Genomic DNA, 26,582 nt, shown 5'->3' with positions numbered 1-26,582 from the left:
GCCGGCGGCGTCTTGCGCGACGGCCGCGAACGAGCCGGGACGGGACGAGGCGGCCGGCGGACGCGCCGCTTCGACCAGCTCCAATGTCGCGAGCGGGGCGGCGACGCCGACGCACAGCAACATCGCGAAGCGGGCGATGCGCGTTCCGGCGGGACGGTCGCGCAGCCGTTCCTCGAGCACCGCGCGCACCCGCCGCGACAGGCCGTGGCGGCCCGGCGCGATCGACGTCGCGGGGACGCCGTCGCCGCGGTCGAGCTGCGCCCAGCTGAGCAGGGTCTCGGCATAGCGGGTCGGCTCGACGACGCGCGCGGCATGGGCGTCGGCGGCTTCCTCGGCCTGCTGCACCGCCTCGCGGGCCAGCGCCCAGCTCAGCGGGTTGAACCAGAACAGGGCGGTGGCGACGCGCGCCAGGATCAGCGCCGGCCAATCGCGGCGGGCGACGTGCGCGACTTCGTGGGCGAGGATCGCGTCGGCCTCCTCGCGCTCGGCATAGGTGTCGGCATCGATCAGGATGACCGGCCGCAACAAACCCCAGCCGAGCGGGCCCGGCACCTTGTCGGCGACGAGCAGCTTCAGATTGGCGGGCGCGCCGCTCGCTTCACGGGCACGCTCCAGCGCGTCCACCCAGACCGGATCGCTCGCCGGAACCGCGCTTCGGGTCCAGCGGCGCAGGGTGATCAGGCCGACGGCCAGCCGCGCGCCGACGCCGATCGCCCCCGCCGCCCACAGCAGCAGGATGAGCGGCGCGGGATCGTCCCAGATGCTCGCCTCGCCGGCCGGCGTCGCCGCGGCGAGTAGCACGAGCGCGTCGATCTGCTCCTGGGTCAGCGGCTCTGGCGCGGCGAACGCCTCGACGCGCAGCACCGGGAACAGGATGTCGATCAGCGGCAGCGCCACCAGCAGCGCGACTCCGATCTGAAGCACCCGCGCGCGGTCGGCCGCGGCACGGTCCTTGAGCGCCATCGCGAGGACGAGGGCGAGGCCGCAGATCAGGGCCGACTTGGCGGCCATCTCGATGAAGAACCAGCTCGTCATGACTGCCGCTCCTTTGCTTCCTCGATCGCTTTCTGGAGCGCGTCGAGTTCATCAGCCGACAAGGACTTGGTGAGCCCCAGCAGGGCCGTGGCGGCGCTCGCCGCCGATCCGTTGAAGAAGGTGCGCACGACCTGCTTAAGAGCGGAGTCGCGTACCGTCGCCGGGCGCGGAACGCTCTTGTAGACATAGGCCTGGTCGACGGTCTTGTGGCTCGCCAGCCCCTTGGCCTCGAGCCGAGCGAGCATGGTGCGGACCGCCGAATAGCTCGGCGGGTCCTTCATCTGCTCGCGGACCTGGGCGGCGGTCGCCTCGCCCCGGCACAGGATCTCGAAGATTTCGCGCTCGCGGCGCGGAAGCGAATCGATCAAAAGAGCCTCCCTGCTACATCTGTAGCATGCTACGCTTGTAGCAGCGGCGCAAGCCGTTTCGTCGCAGGAACGGACGGCTTCGTCGAACAGCAGACCGTTTCGCACCCGTACCCAAGCCGCACCCACCCGGCTGCGCTTTTTGCTAACCCTGATTAAGTACGGGGAATGTACGGTAGCGAAACCCGCCGAATACGTTCAATGCGTTAACTATTCTTGCTGGGTGTCTTGTGGTCAGAGTCCGAGACTAATCTTGTCAATTGTCATTCATATTGTCGACGACGACGCGCAGGTTCGTGCAGCGACCAGCTTCCTGCTTGCTGGCCAAGGCTACGCGACCCAGGTCTATGCGGATGCCGAGGAATTTCTCGCCCAGGCCCGTCTGGGCCGCGGCTGCATCCTGCTCGACCTGCGGATGAGCGGCCGGAGCGGCCTCGAACTACTGGAAGAACTGCCGCGCCGCGGCGTGACCCTCCCCGTCATCATGATCAGCGGCCATGGCGAACTGGGCCTTGCCGTCCAGGCCATGAAGCTCGGGGCCGTCGATTTCCTCCAGAAGCCCTATCAGGAGGCCGAACTCATCGCGGCGATCGAGCGTGCGCTCGAGACGGCGGACAAAAGGAGCGGCCGGGCCGAGGCCAAGACCGCAGCCATCGCGCGTCTCGACCGGCTGTCGCCGCGCGAGCGCCAGATCCTCCAGGGCCTGCTCGCGGGCCTGCCCAACAAGTCCATCGCCCGCAAGCTCGACCTAAGCCCGCGCACGGTGGAGATGCACCGGGCCAACATGATGGCCGACCTCGGCATCTCGAGCCTGCCCGAGGCGATCCGCCTGGCCATCGACGCCGAGCTGACTCCGCTCGACAGCGGGGCCGCCGAACCGCTTCCGCCGGCGCCGTTGCCGCCGGCGCAGCGCCCGCGCGGTGCGGTCGAGAGCGGCGCGCCGCCGGCGCTGCCGGAAGTCGTCGACGTCCTCGAGGGCACGACCGACTATGCCTTCCTGCTCGATGCGCAATGGCGCTTCACCTATCTCAATGCCAACGCGCAGGAACTGACCAACGGCCGCGACCTGCGCGGCCAGGTGATCTGGGAGGCTTTCCCTCTCAGCGCCGGGACCAAGGCGTGGGACCTGATGCACAAGGCCGCAGCCGACCGGCAGCCGGTCCGCTTCGAATTCTACCAGCCGGACCTAGGCAGATGGTTCGACGTCAATGTCCGACCGGTGCCGTCCGGCCAGCAGCTCTTCTTCCGCGACGTCACGCCCGAGCGCAAGGCGCGGGCGTCGATCAAGATGAGCGAGGAGACGCTGAGACTGGTCCTGGAGGCGACCGGCGACGGCGCCTGGGACTGGAACATCGCCAATGGCGAAATCGAGATGTCGCCGCGGCTGGTCGAGCGGCTCGGGAAGCAGGACGGCCTGCTCACCGATCGCTTCGAGATGCTTCGCGAGCTGATCCATCCCGACGACTGGGCGACGTTCTCGGCCAGCCTCAACGATCATCTCGAGGGCCGAACCGACATCTATTCGTGCGAATACCGGATCCGTCGCGGCGATGGCCGATGGCTGTGGAACCTCGACCGCGGCCGCGTAGTCGCGCGCGACCCGGACACCGGCCTGGCGACGCGGATGGTTGGAAGCAGCTCCGACATCACCGAACGCAAGGAAGCGGAGGCACGGGCCCAGGAAGCCTTCGAGCGGCTGAGCATCGCGCAGCGCAGCGCGGGCGCGGGGACCTGGGAGCTCGACCTCCGCAGTCGGCAGATCCGCCACTGCCCGCGAAGCAACGAGATGCACGGCCTCGCGTCCGATCATCCGGAAATGCTGAGCCTGGAGGAATGGCAGGCCCACCTCCATCCGGATGATGCCGAGGCGACCCTGCGCAAGCTCGATCGAGCCGCCAAGACCGGCGATTCCTACCGCGCGGTCTACCGGACCTGCGCGCCGGACGGCAGCCGCCGCTGGGTCTTGGGGCTCGGCGAACTGGCCAGGGATGCACAGGGGCGCCCCGAGCGGATCGTTGGCCTCGACATCGACATCACCAAGCGCAAGGAAATCGAGCTGGAGCTTCATCGCGTCCGCTCCGAGCTCGTCCAGGTTTCGCGTCTCAGCGCGGCGGGCGCGATGGCGGGCGTGCTGTCGCACGAGCTCAACCAGCCGCTCACCGCGATCGGCAATTACGTGCGCGCGATCAGGCGCGCCGTGGCCTCGCCGGCGGGCCAGAGCGTCCAGGATCTGGACGAGGCGCTCGCCGCAGCGGAGAAGAGCGCGGACTATGCCATCGAAATCGTCCGCCGCCTGCATGAGCGGGCGACGCTTAATGACGTGGCGCCGCAGCCCGAAAGCCTGTCCACCGCGATCGACGAAGCGGTCCAGCTCGCGGCCGCCAGCCTGCCCGGCGGGCCAGCGCCGACCGTCGAGGTGGACCCTGACGCCGACCTCGTGATCGCCGACCGGGTGCAGATCGAGCAGGTCCTGCTCAATCTCCTGCGCAACGCGCGCGAGGCGATGGAGGAGGCCGGGCGCGACGATCCGGTCAGCATCGAGGTGGAGAAAAGCGGCAGCGACGCGCTGGTCCGGATCAGCGACACGGCCGACGGAGTCGCCGAAGACGCGCGGCTGTTCGTCCCCTTCGCCAGCTCGAAGCCGAAGGGGATGGGCATCGGCCTGTCGATCTGCCGCGCCATCGTCGAGGCGCATGGCGGCCGCATCTGGGTGGAGGCCAACGAGCCGCGCGGCACCGCCTTCTGCTTCACCCTCCCGCTCGCCGAAGCGCCCGAGCAGGACGGCTGAGTGCCGAAGCCGCGCTCAGAGCAATCGGGTCAGCAGGTAGAAGAGCGCGCCGACCGTCGCAGAGGCGGGGATGGTGATGAACCAGGCCGCGAGGACGTTGCCGGCGACTCCCCAGCGCACCGCCGAGGCGCGCCGAGCGACTCCGGCGCCGATGATGCTTCCGGTGATGGTGTGGGTCGTCGACACCGGGATGCCGAGCGCGGACGCCGCGAACAGCATCACCGATCCGCCGGTCGATGCGCTGAACCCCTGGTGCTGCGACAGCTTGGTGATGCGCGATCCCATCGTCTCGATGATCCGCCAGCCGCCCATCAGCGTGCCGAGCCCGATCGCGATGTAGCAGCTGATCGCAACCCAGTGCGGCACGTGGAACTCGCCGCTGAGATAGCCGGTCGAGTAGAGCAGAACGGTGATGATGCCCATCGTTTTCTGAGCGTCGTTGAGGCCGTGACCGACCGAGTAGGCGGCCGAAGAGACGAGGTGCAGGGCGCGGAAGCTGCGCTCTGCGGTGCTCACGGTGGCACGGGCGATCAGCCAGCTGGTCGCCAGCATGATCAGCATCGACAGGATCATGCCGAGCGTCGGCGACAGCACGATCGCGACAAGGGTCATGTTGAGCCCGGTCCACTGGATCGAGGTGAAGCCGGCATGGGCGACGCCGGCGCCGACGATTCCGCCGACCAGCGCGTGGCTCGACGATGACGGAATGCCCTTGAGCCAGGTCACCACGTTCCAGAACATCGCGCCGATCAGCGCCCCGAACACGACACCCGGCGTCACCAAGTCCTTGTCGATGAGGCCCTTGCCGATCGTCTCGGCGACCTTGTGGAGCGACGGGAAGGCCAGCATCAAAAAGTAGGCGGCGAAATTGAAGAAGGCGGCAAAGGCGACCGCCTGGACCGGGCCGAGCAGCCGCGTCGCCACCACCGTCGCGATCGAGTTGGCGGCGTCGTGAAGGCCGTTCAGGAAATCGAACGCCAGCGCGAGGATGATGAGGCCGGCGAGCAGCGGCAGCGCGAGTTCGTGCATCGGTGCGCCGCCTCAGGAATGATCGATGACGATGCCGTCGATCTCGTTGGCGACGTCCTCGAACGAATCGGCGATGCGCTCGAGATGCTTGTAGATTTCGCGGGCGACGATGAAGCGGAGCGTGTCGGTCGCGCCGTAGCTCTGGAACGCCCGCTTGAGGCCGGCGGCGTGGATCTCGTCGGCATGGCCTTCCATGCGCACCAGGCGGCCGGTCAGCTCGTGGAGCCGCGCGCCGTTGGCGGCGACGTCCCGCAGCAGCGGCATGGCCTCGGCGGTCAGCCGGGCTGAGTCGACGACGATCGCCGCCATGTCCTTCATTTCCTGATCGAACTCCGTCCATTCGTAGAGGTCGATCGCGGCGGCGGTCGCCTGCATCTCGTCGATCGCATCGTCCATCGAGCCAATGAGGCTGGTGATGGCGCCGCGGTCGAACGGCGTCAGGAAGGTCCGGCGCACGGTGGTGAGAACGTCACGGATGACATTGTCGGCGTCATGCTCGCGCTCATGGATCTCGCGGACATGGTCGGCCATGGACGGACCGCCTTCGAGCAGCCGGCTGACCGCGGTCGCCGCCGCGACGAGGCTGACGGCATGCGCCTCGAACAGTTCGAAGAACCCGCCGGTCTTCGGCAACAGCTTTTGAAACCAGGCGAACATCGGACCCACTTTCGATTTTTCGGCGACCGCTGCGAGCATCGCGTTGCGCCGCGCGGCCTTGTTGAACTCGGACGGGCCGAACGAGCGGATGAGGTCGGCGAGATCCTCTTCCTCCACCGCGTCGGCCGCTTCGGCGAGCGGGAACCAGCGCCGCTCGCGCTGGCCGCTCTCCTTCCAGGCGTCCAGCTCCTGGGTGACGGCGAGCGGATAGACGTCGACGTCGAACATCAGCGAGGCGCCGTTGGAGCGCCGCTTGCGGTAGCGGTAGGACCCGATCGGCGTCGGGCAGATCGCGCCGCGCACCCCCGCCTCCTCCTCGGCCTCGGCGGCCGCGGCGCCGTGAGGAGTCTCGCCGCTCGCCCAATTGCCCTTGGGAATCACCCAACGCTTGGTCTCGCGCGATGTGATCAGGAGAACGTTGACGGGCGCGTCGATGGCGGTGCCGGTGCTTCGGTAAGGGAGAGCCGCGATCTGCTGAATGACAGGACCTCCCGCCCGAACGATGACACTTTTGTTGCAGTCTCATGACACGAGATGCGGAGACTGCAAGGGGGGAGGCCGGGCCGGTCAGTCGGCGCGGGGATATTTCTCGTCCATATAGGCCAGCGAGTCCGTGATCATCTCCTCCAGGACGGCGAGGTCCACGTCGGCGAGCTTGCTGATGTAGAGGCAGGAGACGCCGATCTTGTGCTTGCCCAGCCTGGCCAGCTGCGCCTCCTTCCCCCTGTATCCGTCGACCAGGTAGAGAACGAGCGACGTCGATCGCGGCGAGAATCCGATCCTGCCCGCGTCGCCTTCGCGCCCGCTCTCATATCTGTAGTGGTAGGAGCCGAAGCCGACGATACTCGGCCCCCACAGGACCGGCGGATAGCCCGACAGCCGTTCCATCATCGCACAGACCTTCTTCCCGTCCTCGCGCCGTTGCGCGTTGGGGACGGCGTCGAGGAAGTCGGCGACGCTCGCCGCCGTCGGCTTGGTCTTGTTCTCGGCCACCGGGCCTACCGCCGCGGCTTGCGGAAGCGGTAGACGACGCGGTCGGTGCGGCCGCGGATCGACGGGTCGAACACGCTGACCGAACGGTCGTCGGCGGAATTGCGCAGAAGCGGCGACTCCGACTCCAGCACGAAGCCGGCGCGCTCGAAGTCGGCTCGGATCGTCTCGGGCAGGATGCGGTGGGTCGCCTCGACCTCGGCGCGGGTGTCGCGGCCGGGATTGGCGACATGGTCGATGACCGCGAGCACGCCTCCGGGCCTCAAAGTCTGGTAGATGGCGCGCGTGACCGTGTTCGGATCGATGCGCGGCAGGCCGAAGCGCTCGCTCTCCCAATACGCGTCGTGATAGACGAGGTGCATCATCACGAAGTCGAACGCTTCCGGCGCGAACGACAGCTGGGTGACGGGCGACGCGGTGAAGGTGGCGTTGGGGTTGCGCGCCGCGATGGCGTCGAGGCTGGCGCGGATCTGGGGGTTGGCGCCGAAGCTCGCACTGTTCCAGCCGACGACGGAGCCCTGCGGCCCGACCGCCTGCGCCATCAGCTCGGCATAATAGCCATTGCCGGTGAAGTAATCGAGGACTCGGTCGCCGCGCTCCAGGCCCATGAAGGCAAGGATCTCGGCTGGCCGGCGCACCTCGTCGAGCTGGCGATGGGCGTCGCTGCGGCCCGGCGCCGCCACCGCGGCGGCGAAGTCGGGCGGCGGGGTCGTCATGCAGGACGGCAAGGCCAGCAGGGCCACGGCCGCGATCGTGATCCGCTTCAGCAACATGATGTTCCTCCCTCTCGTCACGCCGCGGCCAGCCGCCGCTCGGCGGCATGCGCGCTCATCAGCCGCATCGCCTCCTGCGCCGACAAGGCGGCGCCTTCCTGCCAGAACAGGAGGTAGCTCAGATGCTCGCCGGCGAAGAAGATCGGACCCTCCGGACGCAGCAGCTCGGCATAGCGGGCGGGCCGCGGATTGCTGAACCAGTCGGGATGCGCTGGCCCGATCCCTTCCGACCAGGGCGTCAGCCCCCAGGAGACGGTGGCCGGATTGACGAGCTCGCGGCTATGGCCGGTGTGAAGCCGCTCGACCACCTCGCGCGAGATGCGGAACCGCTCGTCGTGGCTCAGCGCGGTGAATTCGGCCGGGTGGTTCTGCGAGGTCCAGCCGGCGACATAGGCGGTGACGAGCACGCCCTTGTCCGAATGCCAGCCGCCGGACGGGTAGATCAAATTCTCGGTGACCTGGTCGGTCCAGCCGAGGCCGCCGTAAATGCCCTCATCCTCCCAGAAGCGGCGCGATTCGAAGGCGACCTTGCCGCCGGGCACGTAAGGGACGCCGCCGATCGCCGCCTGCTTGGCCGGCGAGAAGTCGCTTGGGATGCGCTGCAGCAGGTTGAGCGGCAGTGTGCACAGGCAATAGTCCGCCTCCAGCGCCTGCCGACCCGGCCCGTGGACGATTCGGACGCGGTCGCCCGTCCGGCGGATCTCCAGCACCGGGCGGTTCAGCCGCACCTGCGGCCGGACCTGCTCGTAAAGGGCATGGGCGATGCGATCCATGCCGCCGACCGGCTGGAACATCGGCGACTGCTGGTCGAAGAATTCCTCGAAGACGAGCGGCAACGCCCAGGCGGGCTGGCTCATGATCTGCTCGAGGGTGAGGCCGCCGTTTGCGCGTCCCGTCGCATTGTAGCCGCCGGGATGCTCGGCATAGCCGGTGCGGCCGGACGGCTCATATTCGCCGCGCTGGTTGAGCTCGCCATAGAAAGCGAGGAAGCCGCGCAGATTGTCGCGCTGGCCGGCGGGGATCTCGGCGTCGAGCGCATGGCGGTCGATCGCCTTCGAGAGGAGCTCGCTGAAGCGGCCGCGCAGGCTGTGAGTGACTTCGCGGTTCGACCAGGCGCGGCCGCCGAAATCCCATTTGGACGCGCGGTTGGCATTGACCATCACCTCGAGCGGGACGTTCAAGCTCTTGGCGTAGCCGAGGATGGTGCGGTGGGCGGCGGGGATGCGCGCGGCGCCGGCGTTGAAATAGAGACCGTCGGAGAAGCGGGCGACCTGGTCCGCGCGACCCGTCTGGACGATTCGGTCGCCGCCGCGGATCGTCCACACCCGGCCGGCGACTCGGTCGCGCGCCTCCAGCACGGTGACGTCCCAGCCGGCGCGCTTCAGCTCATAGGCGGCGACGAGGCCGGCGATTCCGGCGCCGAGGATGACGACGCTGCGCCCGTTGCCGGCCTGGCGGGGGAGTTCGAACGGCTCGGCATTGGCGGGGGGCGCGTTGAGGAGGCCCATCGCCTCCATGCCGAGATAGACGGCGCTGTAGCCACCAAGAGCACCCAGCCGTTCGAGGAAGGCCCGCCGCGTCAGTCCCATTTGGCTCCCCCCCCTCAGCGCGGCCGCGCGGCCGCCGTCACCTCGATCTCGACCAGCCAGCCCGGCACCACCAGCCCGGCCACCTGCATGGTCGAGCGCGCCGGCACATTGGGCTGCGCGGCCGTCCCGAAAAACTCGCGATAGGCGGTCATCATGCCGGGGAAGTCCATCCGCGCCTGCCCCGGCGGCGCGACCAGGAACACGCGCATCATGACGACGTCGCCAAGGCCGAGGCCGTGCTCGCCAAGGCGCTGCTCGATGGTGCGCAGGACCGACCGGGTCTGGGTTGCGGTGTCGCCGTAGCGCTCGGCACTGCCCTCGGGCGCGGACGGATCGGCGATGCCGGGAACGGTGCCGCTGACATAGACCAGCCGGCTTCCCGCCGGCACTTCTACCGAATCGGCGATCGGCGCGCGCTCCGGCACGACCCGCCGGATTTCCTGGGCGGCGGCCGGATCGGTGCCGGCGAGCAGCAGTCCCGCGATCACCAGGTGGCGCATCGTCTTCCCCTTTGGCGCACCGTTGTAACCGGTTGCGCGGACACTGCCAGCGTCTCTCGCGCTTGCGCTTCGCCGCGCGGGGCCGCATGTCGGGCCGATGCAATTCAAAATCATCAAGATCCTGCCCATCCTGCTCGCCTGTGTGGCGGCGCCTTCCGTTCATGCGCAGCCCCGTTCGGCAGAGGCGGCCTTCCGTTCGATCAACGACCAGGCCCGCCAGGCCTTCGGCTCCGGCAATTTTGCCGAGGCGCTGCGCCTTTCGACTGAAGCGCGGTCGGTCGCAGAGCGGCGGCTAGGCCGGACTCATCGACTGACCTTCCAGGCGATGAACGACATCGCGGTGATCCACTATCTGCAGGGCGACTATGCGGCGGCTCTTCCGCTCGCACTGGAGGCTTCGGCGGGGCTCGAGCGCGTCGCCGGGCCCAACGACCCGGAAACGCTGAACGCGCTCGCCAACCTCGGCCAGCTGTTCTTCCAGCAGCGCCAATATGAGGACGCTGAGCCGCTTCTGCGCCGGGTCTACGGCGCGCGTGAGCGGGTGCTTGGCCTCGACCATGTCCAGACCCTGGAGTCGCTGCTGGAGCTGGCGATCTTCCTCAACCGCGTGTCGCGCCTGCCCGAGCTTACTGCCGAGCTGGAGCGCGGCCTGGCCGCTGCGCGGACGAAATATGGCGAGGACAGCAACCAGGCGCGCGATCTCACCGACGCTCTCGCGGCGTCGCGCCGCACGCCGACCCCGCAAACCGCGGGATCCTAAACCTTAGGCGGTGACCGCCTCCGCGAGCGGAAGCTCGCGCTGTTCCGGGTCGAAGCGGTGCCAGCCGTTGGGGCCGAGCTTCTCGATCGGGCGGAAGCGCGACTTGTAGGCCATGCGCCGCGAATCCTCGACCCAATAGCCGAGATAGACATAGGGCAGGGCCGCGCGCGCCGCGCGGACGATATGGTCGAGGATGATGAAGGTGCCGAGGCCCGGTCGTCCTTCCGCCTCGGGATCGAAGAAGCTGTATATCATCGACAGCCCGTCGGCCTGCTGGTCGGTCAGGCACGCGCCGACGAGCTTGCCGGGAACGTCGTCCACCGACGGCTCGCGATATTCGATGATGAAGGTGCGCACCGGAGACTGCTCGACCATGTCGGAGAAGTCGTGCTCATCCATCTCGACCATGCCGCCCTGCGGGTGGCGGGCGTGGAGATAGCGGCGCAGAAGCTCATATTGCTCGCTGGTCGCCCACGGCTTGCAGGCGGTGACCTCGAGGTCGGCGTGGCGCTTCAGCGTGCGCTTCTGGCTGTGGTTCGCCTGGAATTCAGAGGCGACGACGCGGACCGACACGCAGGCGGCGCAATCGATGCAGCTGGGCCGGTAGGCGACGTTCTGGCTGCGCCGGAAGCCGATGCGGCCGAGCGCGTCGTTGAGCTCGTCCGAATGCGGGCCCGACAGCTCCGTGAACACCTTCCGCTCGGTCTTGCCCACGAGATATGGACACGGCGAGGGCGTGGTGACGAAGAAACGGGGGAAGCGGAACGGTGCGCTCACCTGGTCTCCAGCCCTTTGCGAGAGGAACGGTTACCGGCACATTATGGTGTCAACGCGAGTCGCTGGAAAGCGAAAGAAAGCCGCTTATCCCCAGCCTTTGCCTAACGTCCCGCGCGGGGACTGAATCTCAGTCGATCGCTACCGGTTCGACGTTGAGACCGGACGCGCGGATGTCCTCGATCATTCGGTCGAGCTGGCCGGTGTCGCGGGCCTCGCACTCGATCTCGATGAAGGCGTCCTTGGCCGGCAGCTTGGTGAAGATGCGCTGATGGTCGATCTCGATGATGTTGACCTGGTGCTTCTCGAACAGCCGCACGACGCCGAACATCGCGCCCGGGCGGTCGTGGATCTGGATTCGAAGGCGGGTCATGCGGCCCTGCCGCGCGAGGTCGCGCAGCAGTACGGTGGCGAGAAGGCGCGTGTCGATATTGCCGCCGGTGACGACGACACCGACTTTGCGCCCGGCGAACCGCTCAGGATGCGTCAGGAGCGCGGCGAGGCCGGCGGCTCCCGCGCCCTCGGCGACCGTGCGTTCCAACTGGATGAGCAGACTGACCGCGGTCTCGAGGTCGCGTTCGGGGACCAGCAAGATCTCGTCGACCAGGGCGTCCACGATCTGGCCGGTGAGCGCGCCCGGGCGCTTGACCGCGATGCCCTCGGCGATGGTGTCGCCGACGCAGGGACGCTTCTCGCCGGTGACCTTGCAGAACATCGACGGGAACAGCTCGGCCTGGACCCCGATCACCTCGATATCGGGATTCATCGCCTTCGCGGCGATGGCGATGCCCGAAATGAGGCCGCCGCCGCCGATTGGCACGACGAGCACGTCGAGGTCGGGCTGTTCGGTCATCATCTCGAGGCCGACGGTGCCGGCGCCGGCGATGATATAGGGGTCATCGAACGGCGGCACGAAGGTGAGGCCGCGCTCTTCCTGGATACGCAGGGCGCAGGCGAGCGCCTCGTCGAATGTCTCGCCTTCCAGCACGATCTCGGCGCCGAACCGCTCGGTCTGCGACACCTTCACCGACGGCGTCGGCGCCGGCATCACGATGGTCGCGGGGATGCCGAGGCGGCGCGCGTGATAGGCAAGTCCCTGGGCGTGGTTGCCGGCCGAGGCCGCGATCACCCCGCGACTCTTCTGCTCCTCGCTGAGCTGGAGCAGGCGGTTCAGCGCGCCGCGCTCCTTGTAGGCACCGGTGAACTGGAGATTCTCCAGCTTCACGTAGACGGTCGCGCCGGTGCGCTCGGACAGGGTGCGGCTGAGCAGGGTCGGGGTCTGCACGACCGCGCCTTCGATCCGCCCGGCGGCGGCTTCGACGTCTGCGATGGTGACGGGGAGTTCGGTGACGCTCGCGGCGGTTCGGGCCATGGGGGCGCCGTCTAGACCCATCTGGCGGCCCGCGCAAACAGCGGATAAGCCCCCGGCATGACCCGCTTCCTCCTCGCCCTCCTCGCCCTGGCCGGCCTCGCCGCGCCGGCTTCCGCCCAGACCCTGGTCAACAACGTCAACGGCTACACGATCGGCGCCGACGGCCGCCTCGAACGGTTCACCGGAATGGTGATCGACACCAACGGCCGAGTCTCGAGCCTGCTGCGCCAGGGAGAGGCGCGGCCGATGATGCCGGTTACCGCCCCGCGCATCGACGGGCGCGGACGCACGCTCATCCCGGGCCTGATCGATGCTCACGGCCATGTGATGGGGCTCGGCACGGCGGCGCTTCAGCTCGACCTCAGCGACACGACCAGCCTCGCCGAGGCGCAGGCGCGGATCCGCGCCTATGCCGCGGCCAATCCGGACCTGCCCTGGATCATCGGGCGCGGCTGGAACCAGGAGCGCTGGGGCCTCGGCCGCTTCCCCACCGCCGCCGATCTCGACTCCGCCGTGTCCGACCGGCCGGTGTGGCTCGGCCGCGTCGACGGCCATGCCGGCTGGGCGAACAGCGCGGCGATGCGCGCCGCCGGGATCACCGCCGCGACCCAGTCGCCGGAGGGCGGGCGGATCGAGCAGGTCGGCGGCCAGCCGTCGGGAATCTTCGTCGACGCCGCCGAGCAGCTGATCCAGCGCCACGTGCCGGCGCCGACCGCCGAACAGCGCGACCGCGCCTTGGCCGAGGCGCAGCGGTTGCTTCTGTCGACCGGGATCACCGCCGCCGCCGACATGGGCACCAGCGTCGAGGACTGGCAGACCATGAGCCGTGCCGGCGAGGCGGGCCGGCTGCAGCTTCGAGTCATGAGCTATGCGAGCAGCCTCGACGCGCTGCGCACGGTCGCGCCTAACGGGCCGACGCCGTGGCTCTATGGCGGCCGGCTGCGCATGGGCGGGATCAAGATCTACTCGGACGGCGCGCTCGGCTCGCGCGGCGCCTGGCTCAAGCATGATTATCGCGACGCGCCGGGCCAGCACGGCCTCGGCTTTTTGACGGACGCGCAGCTGCGCGCGCAGATGGAAGCCGCGGCGAGCGGCGGCTTTCAGGTCGCGACCCATGCGATCGGCGACGCTGCCAACGCCCAGCTGCTGGGCGCGATCGAGGCGCTTGCGCCGCTGTTCCCGGGCGACCGGCGCTGGCGGATCGAGCATGCCCAGATCGTCGACCCCGCCGACCTGGCGCGCTTCGGCCGCAACGGCATCATCGCGTCGATGCAGCCGGTCCACCAGACCAGCGACATGCACATGGCCGAGGCGCGGATGGGCCTGCCGAGGCTCGGAGGCGCCTATGCCTGGCGCTCGATGCTCGACAATGGCGCTCGGCTCGCCTTCGGCTCCGACTTTCCGGTCGAGAGCCCCAATCCGTTCCACGGCCTCGCCGCCGGAATGAGCCGCGAGGACGCCCAGGGGCGTCCGCCGGGCGGCTGGCTTCCGGCGCAGCGGCTGTCGCTTGAGGAGGCGCTCGCCGCCTTCACCGCCGGCGCCGCCTATGCCGGATTCGCCGAGGATCGGATCGGCAGCCTCCAGCCGGGCCGGTACGCCGACTTCATCTTCATCGACCGCGACATCTTCGATGGGATGGACCAGCAGCAGGTGCGCGACACCCGGGTGATCGAGACCTGGATCGGCGGCGAGCGGGTGTGGTCGGACGGCACCTCAGCCAGCGAGCGCGGTTAGGGCGCTGGCGGTCAGGATTTGCGGGAGCACCAGCGGCTCCCGGCCGGGCGCGTAGTAGAGATAGAGGGGCACCCCCGAGCGGCCGTGGCGTTCGAGGAAGCGGCCGATCTCGGCGTCGCCCAGAGTCCAGTCGCCTTCGAGGACTCGGACGCCCTTGGCGCGGAACGCTTCGGTGACCGCGGCGCTCGCCAGCGGTCCGCGCTCGTTGACCTTGCAGCTCAGGCACCAGTCGGCGGTGAAATAGACGAAGACCGGCCGTCGCTCGGCGCGGAGGGCTGAGAGCCGTGTTTCGCTGAACGGCTCGGCGCCGAGCAGGGTCGCCGAGCTGCGCGGCGCCGTCTCGCCGGTGCGGACGACCAGCAGCGAGCCTGCGACCACAGCGACCATCGCCGCGGCGGCGGCGAGGCGGTGGTTCCGCTCGCTGCGCGCGCCGATCCACCACAGCAGCAGGCCGAGGGCGAGAGCGGCGGCGAGGCCGAGCGCCATGCCGTCGACGCCGGTCTGCCGCCCGAGCACCCAGGCGAGGCCGAGCGCGGTCAGGAACATCGGGATCGACAGCAGCCGCTGCATCTTCACCATCCACGGCCCGGGGCGCGGGATTCGGCGGCGCAGGGCGGGCACGAAGCCGAGCAGCAGGAAGGGCAGCGCCAGGCCGAGGCCGAGGCCGCCGAACACCGCCAGCGCGCCGGTCGTCGGCAGAACGAGCGTCGCGCCGAGCGCCGCGGCCATGAAGGGGCCGGTGCACGGCGTTGCGACGAAGGCGGCGAGGGCGCCGGTCGCGAAGGCGCTGGTGCGGCCGCCGTCGGCGCGGTCGAGCGACAGGCCGGGCAGGCGGAACAGCCCGGCGAGGTTGAGCGCCACCGCGGTGGTCAGCAGCAGGAGCAGCAGCACAACGCGCGGCTCCTGAAGCTGGAACGCCCAGCCCACCGCCTCGCCGCTGGCACGCAGGACGAGCAGCAGGGCGCCAAGCGCAAGGCAGGTGACGATGACTCCGGCGCTGTAGGCGAGCGCCTCCGCCCGCGCCTTCTGCGGAGTCTCGCCCGCCCGCGCGAGGCTCAGCGCCTTCAGGCTGAGGATCGGGAAGACGCACGGCATGATGTTGAGGATCAGCCCGCCGAGGATCGCGCCGAGCAGGGCGACGATCAGACTTACGCTCCCGCCGGAGACGACGGCGCGGATCGGCTCGCCGGCCGGCGGCACCGGTCCGGGTCGTGCCGCGAAGGCGAGCCCTTGGCCCTCGCCGATGGCGATCAGCCCCTCGAACCCGGCGAGGCCGTTCGCCTGGCTTCCCGCCTGGGTCTCCACGATCAGCATATCGCCGTTGCGGCTGATCGCCTGGTCGGCGGCATAGATCAGGGCATTGGGGGTGGCCGCGAACAGGTGCGGGTCATTCACCCCCACCGACGCCGGCAGCGGCACCGCCACCCGCAGGCGCCCGTCCCGGAACTCGAAGGCACCTTCGCTGCCGAGCGGGCGCGGCAAGGCGGCGCGCCAGGCGTCGAAGCGGGTGCGCTGGTCGCCGGCGACGCTGCCATCGCCAGCGCGCAGGTCCAGGCTGAGGTTGGCGCGCTCGGGCACGCAGATCTCGTCGGTGCAGGCGAGATAGTCGATCCGCGCCCGCACCGGGATCGCCGTGCCGGGGGCGATCCCGGCGGGCAGCCGAAGCGTCGCGAGGAAGGCGTGGGGGCCGTTGAACACATGGTTCATCAGCCCCTGGATGATGAGCCGTTCCGGCACCGGGTAGCGCAGCGCGCCGACCTCCGCGCCGTCCGGCAGCTGCCATTCCACCCGCGCCGCCTGGCCCGCGTCGCCGGGGTTGAGCCAGTAACCGTGCCAGCCCGGCTCCGGCGTGAAGGAGAAAGCGATTGTGACGCTCTGGCCGGGGGCGGGCGTCGCGCTCTCGGCGACCAGCTCGGCGGCGATATGGTTGCGGCCGGCGGCGAGTGGCTGCGCGGCGGCCGGAACGGCGATCAGCAGGGTGAGGAGGAAAGCGAGCAGGCGGATCATTGCGCACCCGCTATAGCAGTTGCGCCGCCGACTGCATCACTGGCGCCGCTCGAACTCCGTGATCTGGCGGCCGAGGCGGTTGCCCTGGAGGCGGATCGGCGCTCCCGACAAGTCCGCGACGAACGCGGTGCGACGATAGAGGCCCGGCACCAGCTCCGCCTCGTTGTCCGCGACGACCAGGCCGGACGTGTCATGCTCCAGCCCTTCCGACGCAATGGCGACGAACGCGCTGTAATTCTCCTTGTCGCGACCTTGCACGAAGGCGTTGCGGGCGATCAGGCCGCTGGCGCCGTTGGGCAAGTCGATCATGTAGTTGGTGGTGCGGCCGGCGCTGTCGTCGAAGCTCGAATCGACCACCTCGACCCGCGCCGCGCGGCTCTTCACATAATGGCCACCGGTGCCGCGCTCGAACCGTGAGTTGGCGATCGACAGCGCGCCATAGCCGTTGACGTAGATCGAATGAGCGCAGTCGAGGTCGCGGTCGCAGCGGCCGAGCCCCGAGAAGGTCGAGCGCTCGACGCGGATCGTGCCGTCCGGGTCGGAGGCGGACAGGATGCCGCTCTCGCTGTTGCGGAACAGGCTCTCGCGGACGGTGAGGTCGCCTTGCTCGACTCGGATGCCCGAGCCGTTGCCGTCGGGCACCGCCATGTTCTGGAAGACGATGCCCTCGACCGTCGCCGACCGGCCACGGAGCACCAAGGCCGCCTTCTGCTCGCAGGCGACCATGTCGAAGATGACGCTGCCGGCTTGCTCGGCGACATAGGCGATGTCGCCGCCGTCCTGCACCGCGCATTCCTGGTAGGTCCCCGGCGGGATGCGGATGGTGCCGCGCCCCTCGCCGATCGAGCGCACCGCGTCCTGCAGGGTGAAGAAGCTGGCGCCCGTCTCCTGCACCACGAACACCGGCGCGGCAGGCTCGCCGATCGACTGGGCATGGCCCGGGCTCACGGCGATCGCGAGCAAGACGGCGAAAGCGAGCTTCCTCATGCCGCCGGGGTGACATGAAGCGGCAACGCCGTCGATGCACGAAGGGGGTTAATCGCGTCCGTGGTTCAGGCTGGGACGATCCGGCCCGGCTTCGTCAATCCAGGTTCGGCCTCAGCCAACGCGTGGCCTGCTCGAGGTCCACGCCGCGCCGCGCCGCATAATCCTCAAGCTGGTCCGGGCCGATCCGGGCGACCCCGAAATACTGGCTGTCGCGGTGGCCGAAATAGAAGCCCGAGACCGCGCTGGTCGGGAGCATCGCGAAATTGTCGGTCAGCGTGACTCCGGCGGGTTCGCCGCCGAGCATCTCGAACAGCACCGGCTTCAGGCTGTGGTCCGGGCAGGCCGGATAGCCGGGCGCCGGGCGGATGCCCTCATATTGCTCGCGGATCAGGTCCTGGTTGGTGAGGTGCTCGGTGCCGGCATAGCCCCACATGCCTTCACGGACATGGGCGTGGAGCGTCTCGGCGAAGGCCTCGGCGAGACGGTCGGCGAGCGCCTTGAGCAAGATGTCCGAATAATCGTCATTTTGCTCCTTGAACCGCGCGAGGTGCGGCTCGAGGCCGTGGATTCCGACCGCGAAGCCGCCGATCCAATCCTCGCCGTCGGGATCGATGAAGTCGGCGAGGCACATGTTGGGCCGGCCCTCGCGCTTCTTCACCTGCTGGCGAAGCATGGGCACCCGGGTCCAGTCGTTGCCGGCGAGGACGAGGATGTCGTCGCCGTCGCGCTTGCAGCGCCACAGGCCGACGGTGCCGCGCGGAGTGACCCAATGCTCGGCGATGATCTTGTCGAGCATGGCCTGCGCGTCGTTGAACAGGTTGCGGGCGCTCTCGCCGACCACTTCGTCGTCGAGGATGGCGGGGTAGGTGCCGGCCAGTTCCCAGGCGCGGAAGAAGGGCGTCCAGTCGATCGCCGAGCGAAGCTCGCGAAGCGGCCACTCGCCGAAATTGTGGATGCCGGGGCGCGCCGGAGCCGGGGCCTTGCCGGAGGGGTCGTAGGGAAAGGCGTTGGCGCGCGCCTCGGCGAGGGTGGCGAGCTCGTTCTGGCCCTTGTTGGCGCGGGTGAGGCGGACCTGCTCATATTCGGCGGCAGTCTTCTCGACGAGCGGCTCCTTCTGGGTGTCGGAGACGAGGCTGGACGCGACTCCGACCGCGCGGCTGGCGTCGAGAACGTGAAGCACCGGGCCTTCATAAGCCCCGTCGATTCGAAGCGCCGTGTGCACCTTCGACGTGGTCGCCCCGCCGATCAGCAGCGGCAGGGTCATGCCGGCGCGCTGCATCTCGCTCGCCACCGTCACCATCTCGTCGAGCGACGGCGTGATCAGGCCGGAGAGGCCGATCATGTCGGCCTGGTTCTCGTTGGCCGCCTCGAGGATGTTCTGCCAGGGCACCATCACGCCGAGGTCGATCACCTCGAAGCCGTTGCACTGAAGGACGACGCCGACGATGTTCTTGCCGATGTCGTGGACGTCGCCCTTGACGGTCGCCATCACGACCTTGCCCTTGCCGGCGGTGACCCCGTTCTTCTCCTTCTCCGCCTCGATGAACGGGAGGAGGTGGGCGACGGCCTTCTTCATCACGCGAGCGGACTTCACCACCTGCGGAAGGAACATCTTGCCGGAGCCGAACAGGTCGCCGACGACGTTCATGCCGTCCATCAGCGGGCCTTCGATCACCTCGATCGGGCGGGCCGCGGTCTGGCGCGCTTCCTCGGTGTCCTCGACGACATAAGCGTCGATGCCCTTGACCAGAGCGTGCTCGAGCCGCTTGGCGACCGGCCAGGAGCGCCACTCCTCGGCGGCCTTCTCGGCCGCCGCGTCGGTGCCGCGATATTTCTCGGCGAGCGCGATCAGCCGCTCGGTGGCGTCGCCGCCTTGCCTGGGCGTGCGGTCGAGGATGACGTCCTCGCAGGCCTCGCGAAGCTCCGGCTCGATCTGGTCGTAGACGTCGAGCTGACCGGCGTTGACGATGGCCATGTCCAGGCCCGCCGGAATGGCGTGGTAGAGGAACACGGAGTGCATCGCGCGGCGCACCGGCTCGTTGCCGCGGAACGAGAAGCTGAGGTTCGACAGGCCGCCGGAAATGTGGGCGCCGGGACAGCGGGCGCGGATCTCGCGCGACGCCTCGATGAAGTCGAGCGCGTAGCGGCGATGCTCGTCGATTCCCGTGGCGATCGCGAAGATGTTGGGGTCGAAGATGATGTCCTCGGCCGGGAAGCCGTCGGCGACGAGCAGGTCGTAGGCGCGGGTGCAGATCTCGACCTTGCGCTCCTTGGTGTCGGCCTGGCCGACCTCGTCGAACGCCATCACGACGACGGCGGCGCCATAGTCGCGGACCTTGCGGGCCTGCTCGAGGAAAGCCTCTTCGCCTTCCTTCATGCTGATCGAGTTCACGATCGGCTTGCCCGACACGCATTTGAGGCCGGCCTCGATCACGCTCCACTTGGAGCTGTCGATCATGAAGGGGACCCGGGCGATGTCCGGCTCGGCCGCGATCAGCTTGAGGAAGGTGGTCATGGCATACTCGGCATCGAGCAGGCCCTCGTCCATGTTGATGTCGATGATCTGGGCGCCGTTCTCGACCTGGTCGCGAGCGACCTCGACCGCGGCGGCATAGTCGCCGGCCATGATCAGCTTCTTGAACTTGGCCGATCCGGTGACGTTGGTCCGTTCGCCGATATTGACGAAGGCGGAGCCTTGCCCCTCTCCCCTTGCGGGAGAGGGTGGCAGCGCGTCAGCGCTGACGGGTGAGGGGTTCTCGTTCGACCGGTTCAAAGCTTCAATCACAATCACTGACTTCCAATTCTCATGCCCTCACCCTCCCACCGCTTCGCGGCGGGCCCCTCCCTCTCCCGCAAGGGGAGAGGGGCTAAGCGGCGATTGTCATCGGCTCTAGGCCGGCGAGGCGGGTTCCGCCCGGACAGCCGGGGACGCGGCGCGGAGAGATTCCGGCGACCGCCTTGGCGATGGCGGCGATGTGCGCGGGCGATGAGCCGCAGCAGCCGCCGAGGATGTTGACGAGGCCGAGCTCCGCCCATTCGCGAACGAAGGCGGCGGTCTCGTCGGGAAGCTCGTCATAGGCGCCGAGCTCGTTGGGCAGGCCGGCATTGGGATAGGCCAGTATCAACGTATCGGCGATCGCGCTCAGCGCCTGGACGTGCGGGCGCAGCTGGGTCGCGCCGAACGAGCAGTTGAGGCCGATCGTGAGCGGCCTGGCGTGGCGCACCGCGTGCCAGAAGGCCTCGACCGTATGACCCGACAGGTTGCGCCCGGACAGATCGGTGAGGGTCATCGAGATCATCAGCGGCACGTCGCGGCCGGCTTCCCGGGCTGCTTCCTTGGCGGCCATGATGCCTGCCTTGGCATTCAATGTGTCGAAGATCGTCTCGATGAGGATGAAATCGACTCCGCCCTCGATCAGGGCCGCGCACTGGTCGCGATAGACATCCTTCAGCTCGTCGAAGTCGATCTCGCGGAAGCCGGGATCGTTGACGTCCGGCGACAGCGACAGCGTCTTGTTGGTCGGGCCGATCGCTCCGGCGACGAAGCGCGGGCGGCCGTCCTGCTTCTGGAAATCGTCCGCGGCGGCGCGGGCGATCCGCGCGGATTCGCGGTTGATGTCGGCGACGAGATGCTCGGCGGCGTAATCGGCCTGGCTGATGCGGTTGGCGCTGAACGTGTTGGTCGACACCATGTCGGCGCCGGCGGCGAGATAGGCGCGGGTGATCTCGTCGACCACGTCCGGCCGGGTGATCGCCAGAAGGTCGTTATTGCCCTTCTGGTCGCGGGCGAGATCGAGGTCGCCGCGATAGTCGGCCTCGACGAGACCCTTGTTCTGGATCTGGGTGCCGAAGGCGCCGTCGAAGATCAGGATGCGCTCGCAGGCAGCATCGCGAAGGCGTTGTGCGGCGCTCATGCGGCCTGCTCCTGAGGTTGCGCGGGGCTATCCTGAGCCTTTGGCGGCCTCAGCCCCAGCAGGTGGCAGATGGCGTAGGACAGCTCGGCGCGGTTGAGGGTGTAGAAGTGAAAGTGGCGGACGCCGCCCTGGTAGAGACGCCCGCACATCTCGGCCGCGACGGTGGCGGCGACCAGCTGGCGCGCGGCGGGAAGGTCGTCGAGGCCTTCGAACAGCCGGTCCATCCAGTCGGGGATGTTCGCGCCGCACGCGCCGGCGAACTTGCGGGTCTGGGCGACGTTGGAGACCGGCAGGATGCCCGGGACGATCTCGGCGTCGATGCCCATCGCCGCGGCCTGGTCGCGGAAGCGGAAGAAGCATTCCGGCGAGAAGAAGAATTGGGTGATCGCACGGTCGGCGCCGGCGTCGATCTTGCGCCACAGATTGTCGAGGTCGGCGGCGCGGTTGCGACTGTCGGGATGGCATTCCGGATAGGCGGCGACGCTGATCTCGAACGGAGCGATCTTCTTGAGGCCCGCGACCAGCTCGGCGGCGTTGGCATAGCCTTCGGGATGCGCCTCGAACGGGTCGCCGAGGGTCGGCATGTCGCCGCGCAGGGCGACGATATGGCGGACGCCGGCGTCCCAATAAGCGCGGGCGATGTCGTCGATCTCGGCCTTGGTCGCCTGGACGCAGGTGAGGTGGGCGGCCGCGCTCAGCGACGTTTCGCGCGCGATTCGGGCCACCGTGTTGTGGGTGCGCTCGCGGGTCGAGCCGCCGGCGCCGTAGGTCACCGAGACGAAGCGCGGGCCGAGCGGGGCCAGCGTCTGGATCGACTCCCACAGGGTCTGCTCCATCTTCTCCGTCTTGGGCGGGAAGAATTCGAAGCTGACGGCGATGTCGCCGGCCACGTTCTCGAACAGCGCAGGCGCGCCGGTGGCGGGAGCAATGGTCATGCGACGACTTTCAATCGGGTTTCGGGCCGCGTTCCGGCCCAGATGGTGACGGTGAGCTCGCCGCCCTCGAGATGCTCGACGACCTCGCCTTCGAGGCCTGCGGCCTCGAGATAGCCGAGCATCACTTCGTCGGCGAAGCCGAGCCGGACATGGGCGTCGAGGGTGCGCAGCTCCTCGCGCTCGTGCGGCGCGAAGTCGGCGATCATCAGCCGGCCGCCCGGCGCGAGCAGGCGCGCCGCCTCCGCCACCGCCGCGGCCGGATTCTGCGCATAATGGAGGACCTGGTGGAGGATCACCGTGTCGGCGGTGCCGGCGGCGAGCGGCAGCGCGTACATGTCGCCCTGACGCAGCTCCGCCTCGAGCCCGGCTTCGGCGAGCTTGACGCGGGCGAGCCGCAGCATCTCGGGCGAGCGGTCGATGCCGAGCGCATGGTCGGCGGCGCGGCCGAACAATTCAATCATCCGGCCGGTGCCGGTGCCGATGTCGACGAGGCGGCCGGTGGCGCGGCCGTCGGCCTGGAGGGCGCGGGCGATGCCGGCCTCGACCTCGGCCTCGGCGACGTGGAGCGAGCGCAGATGATCCCATTCCTCGGCGCGCGCGTCGAAATAATGTTGGGCTGAGGCGGCGCGCTCAGCGCGGACCGCGCTCAGCCGTTCGGCGTCGGCCCTGGTCCAGTCGTCCTCACGGTCCTGCTCGGCCCAGCGGTCGAGCAGGGCGAACAGGGGCTCCATGCGATCGCGCGTGCCGAGGCTGAGGAACACCCAGCTGCCTTCCTTGCGGCGCTCGACCAGACCGGCCTCGGCGAGAATCTTGACGTGGCGCGACACGCGCGGCTGGCTTTGCCCGAGGACCTGCGCGATCTCGCCGACCGACAGCTCCATCGCCCGCAGTAAGGCGAGCACGCGAAGCCGCGTCGGATCGGCCAAAGCGGCGAAGGTGCGCGGCGCGGTCAACATGATATTCGCATATAAAGATATCCTTATATGCGTCAACAGCCACTAAATCGACCAATTGAGTAGAGAATGTATTTACATCCCAAATCCGGGTGCGGTATGTGCGATTCTGTCGACAGGCCCTCGGGGGACCAGTGGGCCGCGACGAAATCCTCGCATGGTTTCAAAAGGGCTTTGACTATGAAGAAGACTGTTTTCGCTCTCGTCGCCGTTGCTTCGCTCGGCCTCGCCGCTTGCGGTGGCACCGAGACCAACACCGCCGCCAACGCCGCGGGTGACACCACCAACGCCGCCGTCGCCGACGTCAACAACGCGCTGACCGTCGAAGAGGCCGCGACCACCAACGCGCTCGACGCCGACGCCAATGCGACCCTCGGCAACGTCGCCGCCAACACCAGCGCGAACGACACCGCCGCGAACAGCGCGACGAACGCTCAGTAAGCATTCGGCGCAAGCCTGATGATGATGGGGGCCGGTCCTGCTTGCAGGGCCGGCCCTTTTTCTGTGTAAGCATGATCTCTGCGCTTCACAGAATCGCGGGTCCGGCGCGTAAGGGCCGAAGCCAAAGGAGAGGGAATGCCATGAGAAAGATCGTTCTGACCGCCGTCGCTCTGTCCGGCCTGGCGCTGGCCGGCTGCGAGGCCAGCGTCACCAACAACGGCGCCTCGGCCAATGTCAGCGACAACGCCGCCGACGACATCGGCAACGACGCCGAGGACCTGATCAACGGCGCGAGCAACATCGCCGCCGGCGCCGGAGACGTCATCGAGAACGGCGCCGCCGAGGTCGGCAACATGGCCCGCGCGGTCGGCAACGACATCGAGGACGCGGTCGAGGGCAACCAGGCCGACAAGCCGCAATAAGCCGTCGCGAATCGGGCCGCCCTCGTCCCGGGGGCGGCTTGATTTTCTTCCCCTTCCGTGCGGAAGTGCCGTTTCCCGGCAGCGCGGAAGGACGACATCATGCGATTTCATGCAGCGATTGCGATGACCGCGCTGCTCGCCCTTGCCGGGTGCAGCGGCGGCGACGAGCGCGGCGACGACGGCCTTACCGCCCAGGAGCGCGAGCAGGTCGACAATGCCGCTGCCATGGTCGAGAACCAGCAGACCTTCGACACCTCCGCAGACAGCCTCGTCCTCGACGAGAATGCCGCCAACGCGCAATCCGCAGACCTGAACGCGCTCGGCGCCGCCGCGGCCAACGAGGCCAACGCTCAGTAGCGGATGCAAAAAGGGCCGAGGCATTGCTGCCCCGGCCCTCTCATTTTGCCTGTCGGCAGGTACCGCGGACTTAGAAGTCCATGCCGCCCATGCCGCCGCCCGGCATCGCCGGGGCCGGCTTGTCGTCCGGAAGCTCGCTCACCGCCGCTTCGGTGGTGATGAGCAGGCCGGCGACCGAGGCCGCGTCCTGGAGGGCGGTGCGGACGACCTTGGTCGGGTCGATCACGCCGGCCTGGACCAGGTTCTCGTAGACCTCGGTCTGGGCATTGAAGCCCATCGTCTGGTCCGCGCCGTCGATCAGCTTGCCGGCGACGACGGCGCCGTCATGGCCCGCATTCTCGGCGATCTGGCGCAGCGGCGCCTGGAGCGCCTTGCGGACGATGTCGATGCCGCGGGTCTGGTCGTCGTTGACGCCCTTCATGCCCTCGAGCGCCTTGGTGGCGTAGAGCAGAGCGGTGCCGCCGCCGGGGACGATGCCTTCCTCGACCGCAGCGCGGGTGGCGTGGAGAGCGTCGTCGACGCGGTCCTTGCGCTCCTTCACCTCGACCTCGGACGAGCCGCCGACCTTGATCACGGCAACGCCGCCGGCGAGCTTGGCGAGACGCTCCTGGAGCTTCTCGCGGTCATAGTCGCTGGTGGTGTTCTCGATCTGCTGGCGGATCGATTCGACGCGGCCCTTGATCTCGTCGCCCGAGCCGGCGCCGTCGACGAGGGTGGTGTTGTCCTTGTCGATGGTGACGCGCTTGGCTTGGCCGAGCATGTTGAGGGTGACGCTCTCGAGCTTGATTCCGAGATCCTCGGAGATCATCTCGCCGCCGGTCAGGATCGCGATGTCCTGAAGCATCGCCTTGCGGCGATCGCCGAAGCCCGGAGCCTTGACGGCCGCGACCTTGAGGCCGCCGCGCAGCTTGTTGACGACGAGCGTGGCGAGGGCCTCGCCCTCGATGTCCTCGGCGATGATCAGGAGCGGACGGCCCGACTGGACGACCGCCTCGAGGATCGGGAGCATCGCCTGAAGGTTCGACAGCTTCTTCTCGTGAATGAGGATGTACGGATCGGCGAGCTCGACCGTCATCTTCTCCGGATTGGTGATGAAGTAGGGCGAGAGGTAGCCGCGGTCGAACTGCATGCCCTCGACCACGTCGAGTTCGAACTCGAGGCCCTTGGCCTCCTCGACGGTGATCACGCCTTCCTTGCCGACCTTCTCCATCGCCTCGGCGATCTTCTCGCCGACGACGGTGTCGCCATTGGCCGAGATGATGCCGACCTGGGCGATCTCATTGGAGCCGGAGACCGGCTTGGAGCGGCCCTTGAGGTCCTCGACGACCTTGCCGACGGCGAGGTCGATGCCGCGCTTGAGGTCCATCGGGTTCATTCCGGCCGCGACCGACTTCATGCCCTCGCGGACGATCGCCTGGGCGAGCACGGTGGCGGTGGTGGTGCCGTCGCCGGCGAGGTCGTTGGTCTTCGACGCGACCTCGCGAAGCATCTGCGCGCCCATATTCTCGAACTTGTCCTTCAGCTCGATCTCCTTGGCGACGGTGACGCCGTCCTTGGTGATGCGCGGGGCGCCGAAGCTCTTGTCGATGACGACGTTGCGGCCCTTGGGACCGAGGGTCACCTTCACCGCGTCGGCGAGGGTGTCGACGCCGCGGAGGATCCGCTCACGGGCGTCACGCGAAAAGCGAACGTCTTTCGCTGCCATGTTGACTAACCTTTCAAATCTGAATGTTCACGAATGTTCGCAGTGGCCATGCGCGAGCACGGCCGAGAGGTCAGCCGACAATCCCGAGGATGTCGCTTTCCTTCATGATCAACAGGTCCTCGCCGTTGATCTTGACCTCGGTGCCGCTCCACTTGCCGAACAGGATGCGGTCGCCCGCCTTCACGTCGAGCGGGGTCACCTTGCCGTCCTCGGCCTTGGCGCCGGCGCCGGCGGCGACGACTTCGCCTTCCTGCGGCTTTTCCTTGGCGGTGTCCGGGATGATGATGCCGCCGGCCGTCTTCTCTTCGGCTTCGACTCGGCGAACCAGCACGCGATCGTGCAGGGGTCGGAAATTCATGCGCTCACCTCTTTCATTCGCACGCGGCATCCCCCCTATTGGTGGACCGCTCCGCGGCTGCGGTTGAACTGTTAGCACTCGCAAAGCACGAGTGCCAATGCCGGTCCATTTAGGTGAGGTTCATCCAGCGTCAAGGG

Annotated in this window: 24 protein-coding genes; 6 read left to right on the top strand and 18 right to left on the bottom strand. The window is 68.4% G+C overall.

Annotated features, from left to right (window positions below; translation table 11 throughout):
• Nucleotides 1-1,035: M56 family metallopeptidase (locus G7B71_RS07405; RefSeq protein WP_166039436.1), on the bottom strand; the 1,035-nt coding region annotated here is incomplete at its 3' end.
• A complete protein-coding gene (locus G7B71_RS07400) occupies nt 1,032-1,403 on the bottom strand; it encodes a BlaI/MecI/CopY family transcriptional regulator (RefSeq protein WP_166039434.1) in 372 nt (123 codons plus the stop codon). The genes G7B71_RS07400 and G7B71_RS07405, both read right to left, overlap by 4 nt.
• A 250-nt stretch (nt 1,404-1,653) precedes the next feature.
• On the opposite strand from G7B71_RS07400, the gene G7B71_RS07395 reads away from it, so the two are divergent.
• On the top strand, nt 1,654-4,188 hold the full coding sequence (locus G7B71_RS07395) for a PAS domain-containing protein (protein WP_207774734.1): 2,535 nt from the start codon (nt 1,654-1,656) through the stop codon (nt 4,186-4,188).
• Nucleotides 4,189-4,203: 15 nt separating this feature from the next.
• Here G7B71_RS07395 and G7B71_RS07390 read toward each other — a convergent pair whose 3' ends face one another.
• The 6 genes from G7B71_RS07390 to G7B71_RS07365 all read right to left on the bottom strand — a co-directional run bounded on the left by G7B71_RS07390 (nt 4,204) and on the right by G7B71_RS07365 (nt 9,726).
• Nucleotides 4,204-5,217 carry an inorganic phosphate transporter gene (locus G7B71_RS07390; protein WP_166039431.1) on the bottom strand — a complete coding sequence of 338 codons (1,014 nt, stop codon included), beginning with the start codon at nt 5,215-5,217 and terminating at the stop codon, nt 4,204-4,206.
• A gap of 12 nt (nt 5,218-5,229) precedes the next feature.
• Nucleotides 5,230-6,354 carry a DUF47 family protein gene (locus G7B71_RS07385; RefSeq protein WP_166039448.1) on the bottom strand — a complete coding sequence of 375 codons (1,125 nt, stop codon included), beginning with the start codon at nt 6,352-6,354 and terminating at the stop codon, nt 5,230-5,232.
• Nucleotides 6,355-6,441: 87 nt separating this feature from the next.
• Nucleotides 6,442-6,867: a DUF1801 domain-containing protein gene (locus G7B71_RS07380; RefSeq protein ID WP_166039429.1), complete on the bottom strand. Its 426-nt coding sequence runs from the start codon at nt 6,865-6,867 to the stop codon at nt 6,442-6,444.
• 5 nt (nt 6,868-6,872) lie between these two features.
• Complete coding sequence (locus G7B71_RS07375; RefSeq protein WP_166039426.1) at nt 6,873-7,637, bottom strand: methyltransferase domain-containing protein; 765 nt, start codon at nt 7,635-7,637, stop codon at nt 6,873-6,875.
• Nucleotides 7,638-7,654: 17 nt separating this feature from the next.
• Nucleotides 7,655-9,226 (bottom strand): FAD-dependent oxidoreductase, encoded by a 1,572-nt coding sequence (locus G7B71_RS07370; protein WP_166039424.1) that lies wholly within the window; start codon nt 9,224-9,226, stop codon nt 7,655-7,657.
• A gap of 14 nt (nt 9,227-9,240) precedes the next feature.
• The gene (locus G7B71_RS07365; RefSeq protein ID WP_166039422.1) at nt 9,241-9,726 is read right to left on the bottom strand and encodes a RidA family protein; all 486 of its coding nucleotides are present in this window, start codon (nt 9,724-9,726) and stop codon (nt 9,241-9,243) included.
• A gap of 97 nt (nt 9,727-9,823) precedes the next feature.
• Here G7B71_RS07365 and G7B71_RS07360 point away from each other — a divergent pair, with 97 nt between their 5' ends.
• On the top strand, nt 9,824-10,486 hold the full coding sequence (locus G7B71_RS07360; RefSeq protein WP_166039420.1) for a tetratricopeptide repeat protein: 663 nt from the start codon (nt 9,824-9,826) through the stop codon (nt 10,484-10,486).
• 3 nt (nt 10,487-10,489) lie between these two features.
• Here G7B71_RS07360 and G7B71_RS07355 read toward each other — a convergent pair whose 3' ends face one another.
• Both G7B71_RS07355 and G7B71_RS07350 read right to left on the bottom strand, forming a co-directional pair.
• Nucleotides 10,490-11,263, bottom strand: a complete 774-nt coding sequence (locus tag G7B71_RS07355) for an arginyltransferase (RefSeq protein ID WP_166039417.1) — start codon at nt 11,261-11,263, stop codon at nt 10,490-10,492.
• 127 nt (nt 11,264-11,390) lie between these two features.
• On the bottom strand, nt 11,391-12,632 hold the full coding sequence (locus tag G7B71_RS07350) for a threonine ammonia-lyase (RefSeq protein ID WP_166039415.1): 1,242 nt from the start codon (nt 12,630-12,632) through the stop codon (nt 11,391-11,393).
• Between the two features lie 57 nt (nt 12,633-12,689).
• Between G7B71_RS07350 and G7B71_RS07345 the strand changes: the two genes are divergently transcribed.
• Nucleotides 12,690-14,366 (top strand): amidohydrolase, encoded by a 1,677-nt coding sequence (locus G7B71_RS07345; RefSeq protein ID WP_166039413.1) that lies wholly within the window; start codon nt 12,690-12,692, stop codon nt 14,364-14,366.
• Here G7B71_RS07345 and G7B71_RS07340 read toward each other — a convergent pair.
• From G7B71_RS07340 to G7B71_RS07315, 6 genes are all read right to left on the bottom strand, one after another.
• Nucleotides 14,346-16,373, bottom strand: coding sequence for a protein-disulfide reductase DsbD domain-containing protein (locus G7B71_RS07340; protein WP_166039411.1), 2,028 nt, complete (start codon nt 16,371-16,373; stop codon nt 14,346-14,348). The two genes, G7B71_RS07345 and G7B71_RS07340, sit on opposite strands and share 21 nt — an antisense overlap.
• 36 nt (nt 16,374-16,409) lie before the next feature.
• Entirely contained in the window at nt 16,410-17,360 is a 951-nt protein-coding gene (locus G7B71_RS07335; RefSeq protein ID WP_166039409.1) for a right-handed parallel beta-helix repeat-containing protein, read from the bottom strand.
• 94 nt (nt 17,361-17,454) lie between these two features.
• The gene (metH, locus tag G7B71_RS07330; protein WP_166039446.1) at nt 17,455-20,088 is read right to left on the bottom strand and encodes a methionine synthase; all 2,634 of its coding nucleotides are present in this window, start codon (nt 20,086-20,088) and stop codon (nt 17,455-17,457) included.
• Between the two features lie 139 nt (nt 20,089-20,227).
• Nucleotides 20,228-21,274 (bottom strand): homocysteine S-methyltransferase family protein, encoded by a 1,047-nt coding sequence (locus G7B71_RS07325; protein WP_166039407.1) that lies wholly within the window; start codon nt 21,272-21,274, stop codon nt 20,228-20,230.
• Nucleotides 21,271-22,209, bottom strand: a complete 939-nt coding sequence (gene metF / locus G7B71_RS07320) for a methylenetetrahydrofolate reductase (protein WP_166039405.1) — start codon at nt 22,207-22,209, stop codon at nt 21,271-21,273. The genes G7B71_RS07325 and metF overlap by 4 nt, the downstream gene beginning before the upstream one ends.
• A complete protein-coding gene (locus tag G7B71_RS07315; RefSeq protein ID WP_166039403.1) occupies nt 22,206-23,165 on the bottom strand; it encodes a metalloregulator ArsR/SmtB family transcription factor in 960 nt (319 codons plus the stop codon). Before G7B71_RS07315 ends, metF begins: the two co-directional genes overlap by 4 nt.
• Before the next feature lie 177 nt (nt 23,166-23,342).
• Here G7B71_RS07315 and G7B71_RS07310 point away from each other — a divergent pair, with 177 nt between their 5' ends.
• The 3 genes from G7B71_RS07310 (at nt 23,343) to G7B71_RS07300 (ending at nt 24,382) form a co-directional block, all read left to right on the top strand.
• Complete coding sequence (locus G7B71_RS07310) at nt 23,343-23,603, top strand: circumsporozoite protein (protein ID WP_166039401.1); 261 nt, start codon at nt 23,343-23,345, stop codon at nt 23,601-23,603.
• Between the two features lie 140 nt (nt 23,604-23,743).
• On the top strand, nt 23,744-24,025 hold the full coding sequence (locus G7B71_RS07305) for a hypothetical protein (RefSeq protein ID WP_166039399.1): 282 nt from the start codon (nt 23,744-23,746) through the stop codon (nt 24,023-24,025).
• A 99-nt stretch (nt 24,026-24,124) separates the two neighbouring features.
• Nucleotides 24,125-24,382 (top strand): hypothetical protein, encoded by a 258-nt coding sequence (locus G7B71_RS07300; RefSeq protein WP_166039397.1) that lies wholly within the window; start codon nt 24,125-24,127, stop codon nt 24,380-24,382.
• A gap of 70 nt (nt 24,383-24,452) precedes the next feature.
• On the opposite strand, the gene groL is transcribed toward G7B71_RS07300, so the two are convergent.
• Nucleotides 24,453-26,087 (bottom strand): chaperonin GroEL, encoded by a 1,635-nt coding sequence (gene groL / locus G7B71_RS07295; protein WP_166039395.1) that lies wholly within the window; start codon nt 26,085-26,087, stop codon nt 24,453-24,455.
• A gap of 70 nt (nt 26,088-26,157) precedes the next feature.
• Nucleotides 26,158-26,445 carry a co-chaperone GroES gene (gene groES / locus G7B71_RS07290; RefSeq protein ID WP_166039393.1) on the bottom strand — a complete coding sequence of 96 codons (288 nt, stop codon included), beginning with the start codon at nt 26,443-26,445 and terminating at the stop codon, nt 26,158-26,160.
• Nucleotides 26,446-26,582 lie beyond the last annotated feature (137 nt).

Source organism: Sphingosinicella sp. YJ22 (assembly GCF_011320075.1).
Taxonomy (GTDB): domain Bacteria; phylum Pseudomonadota; class Alphaproteobacteria; order Sphingomonadales; family Sphingomonadaceae; genus Allosphingosinicella.
This window is presented reverse-complemented; position numbering and strand designations above follow the sequence as displayed.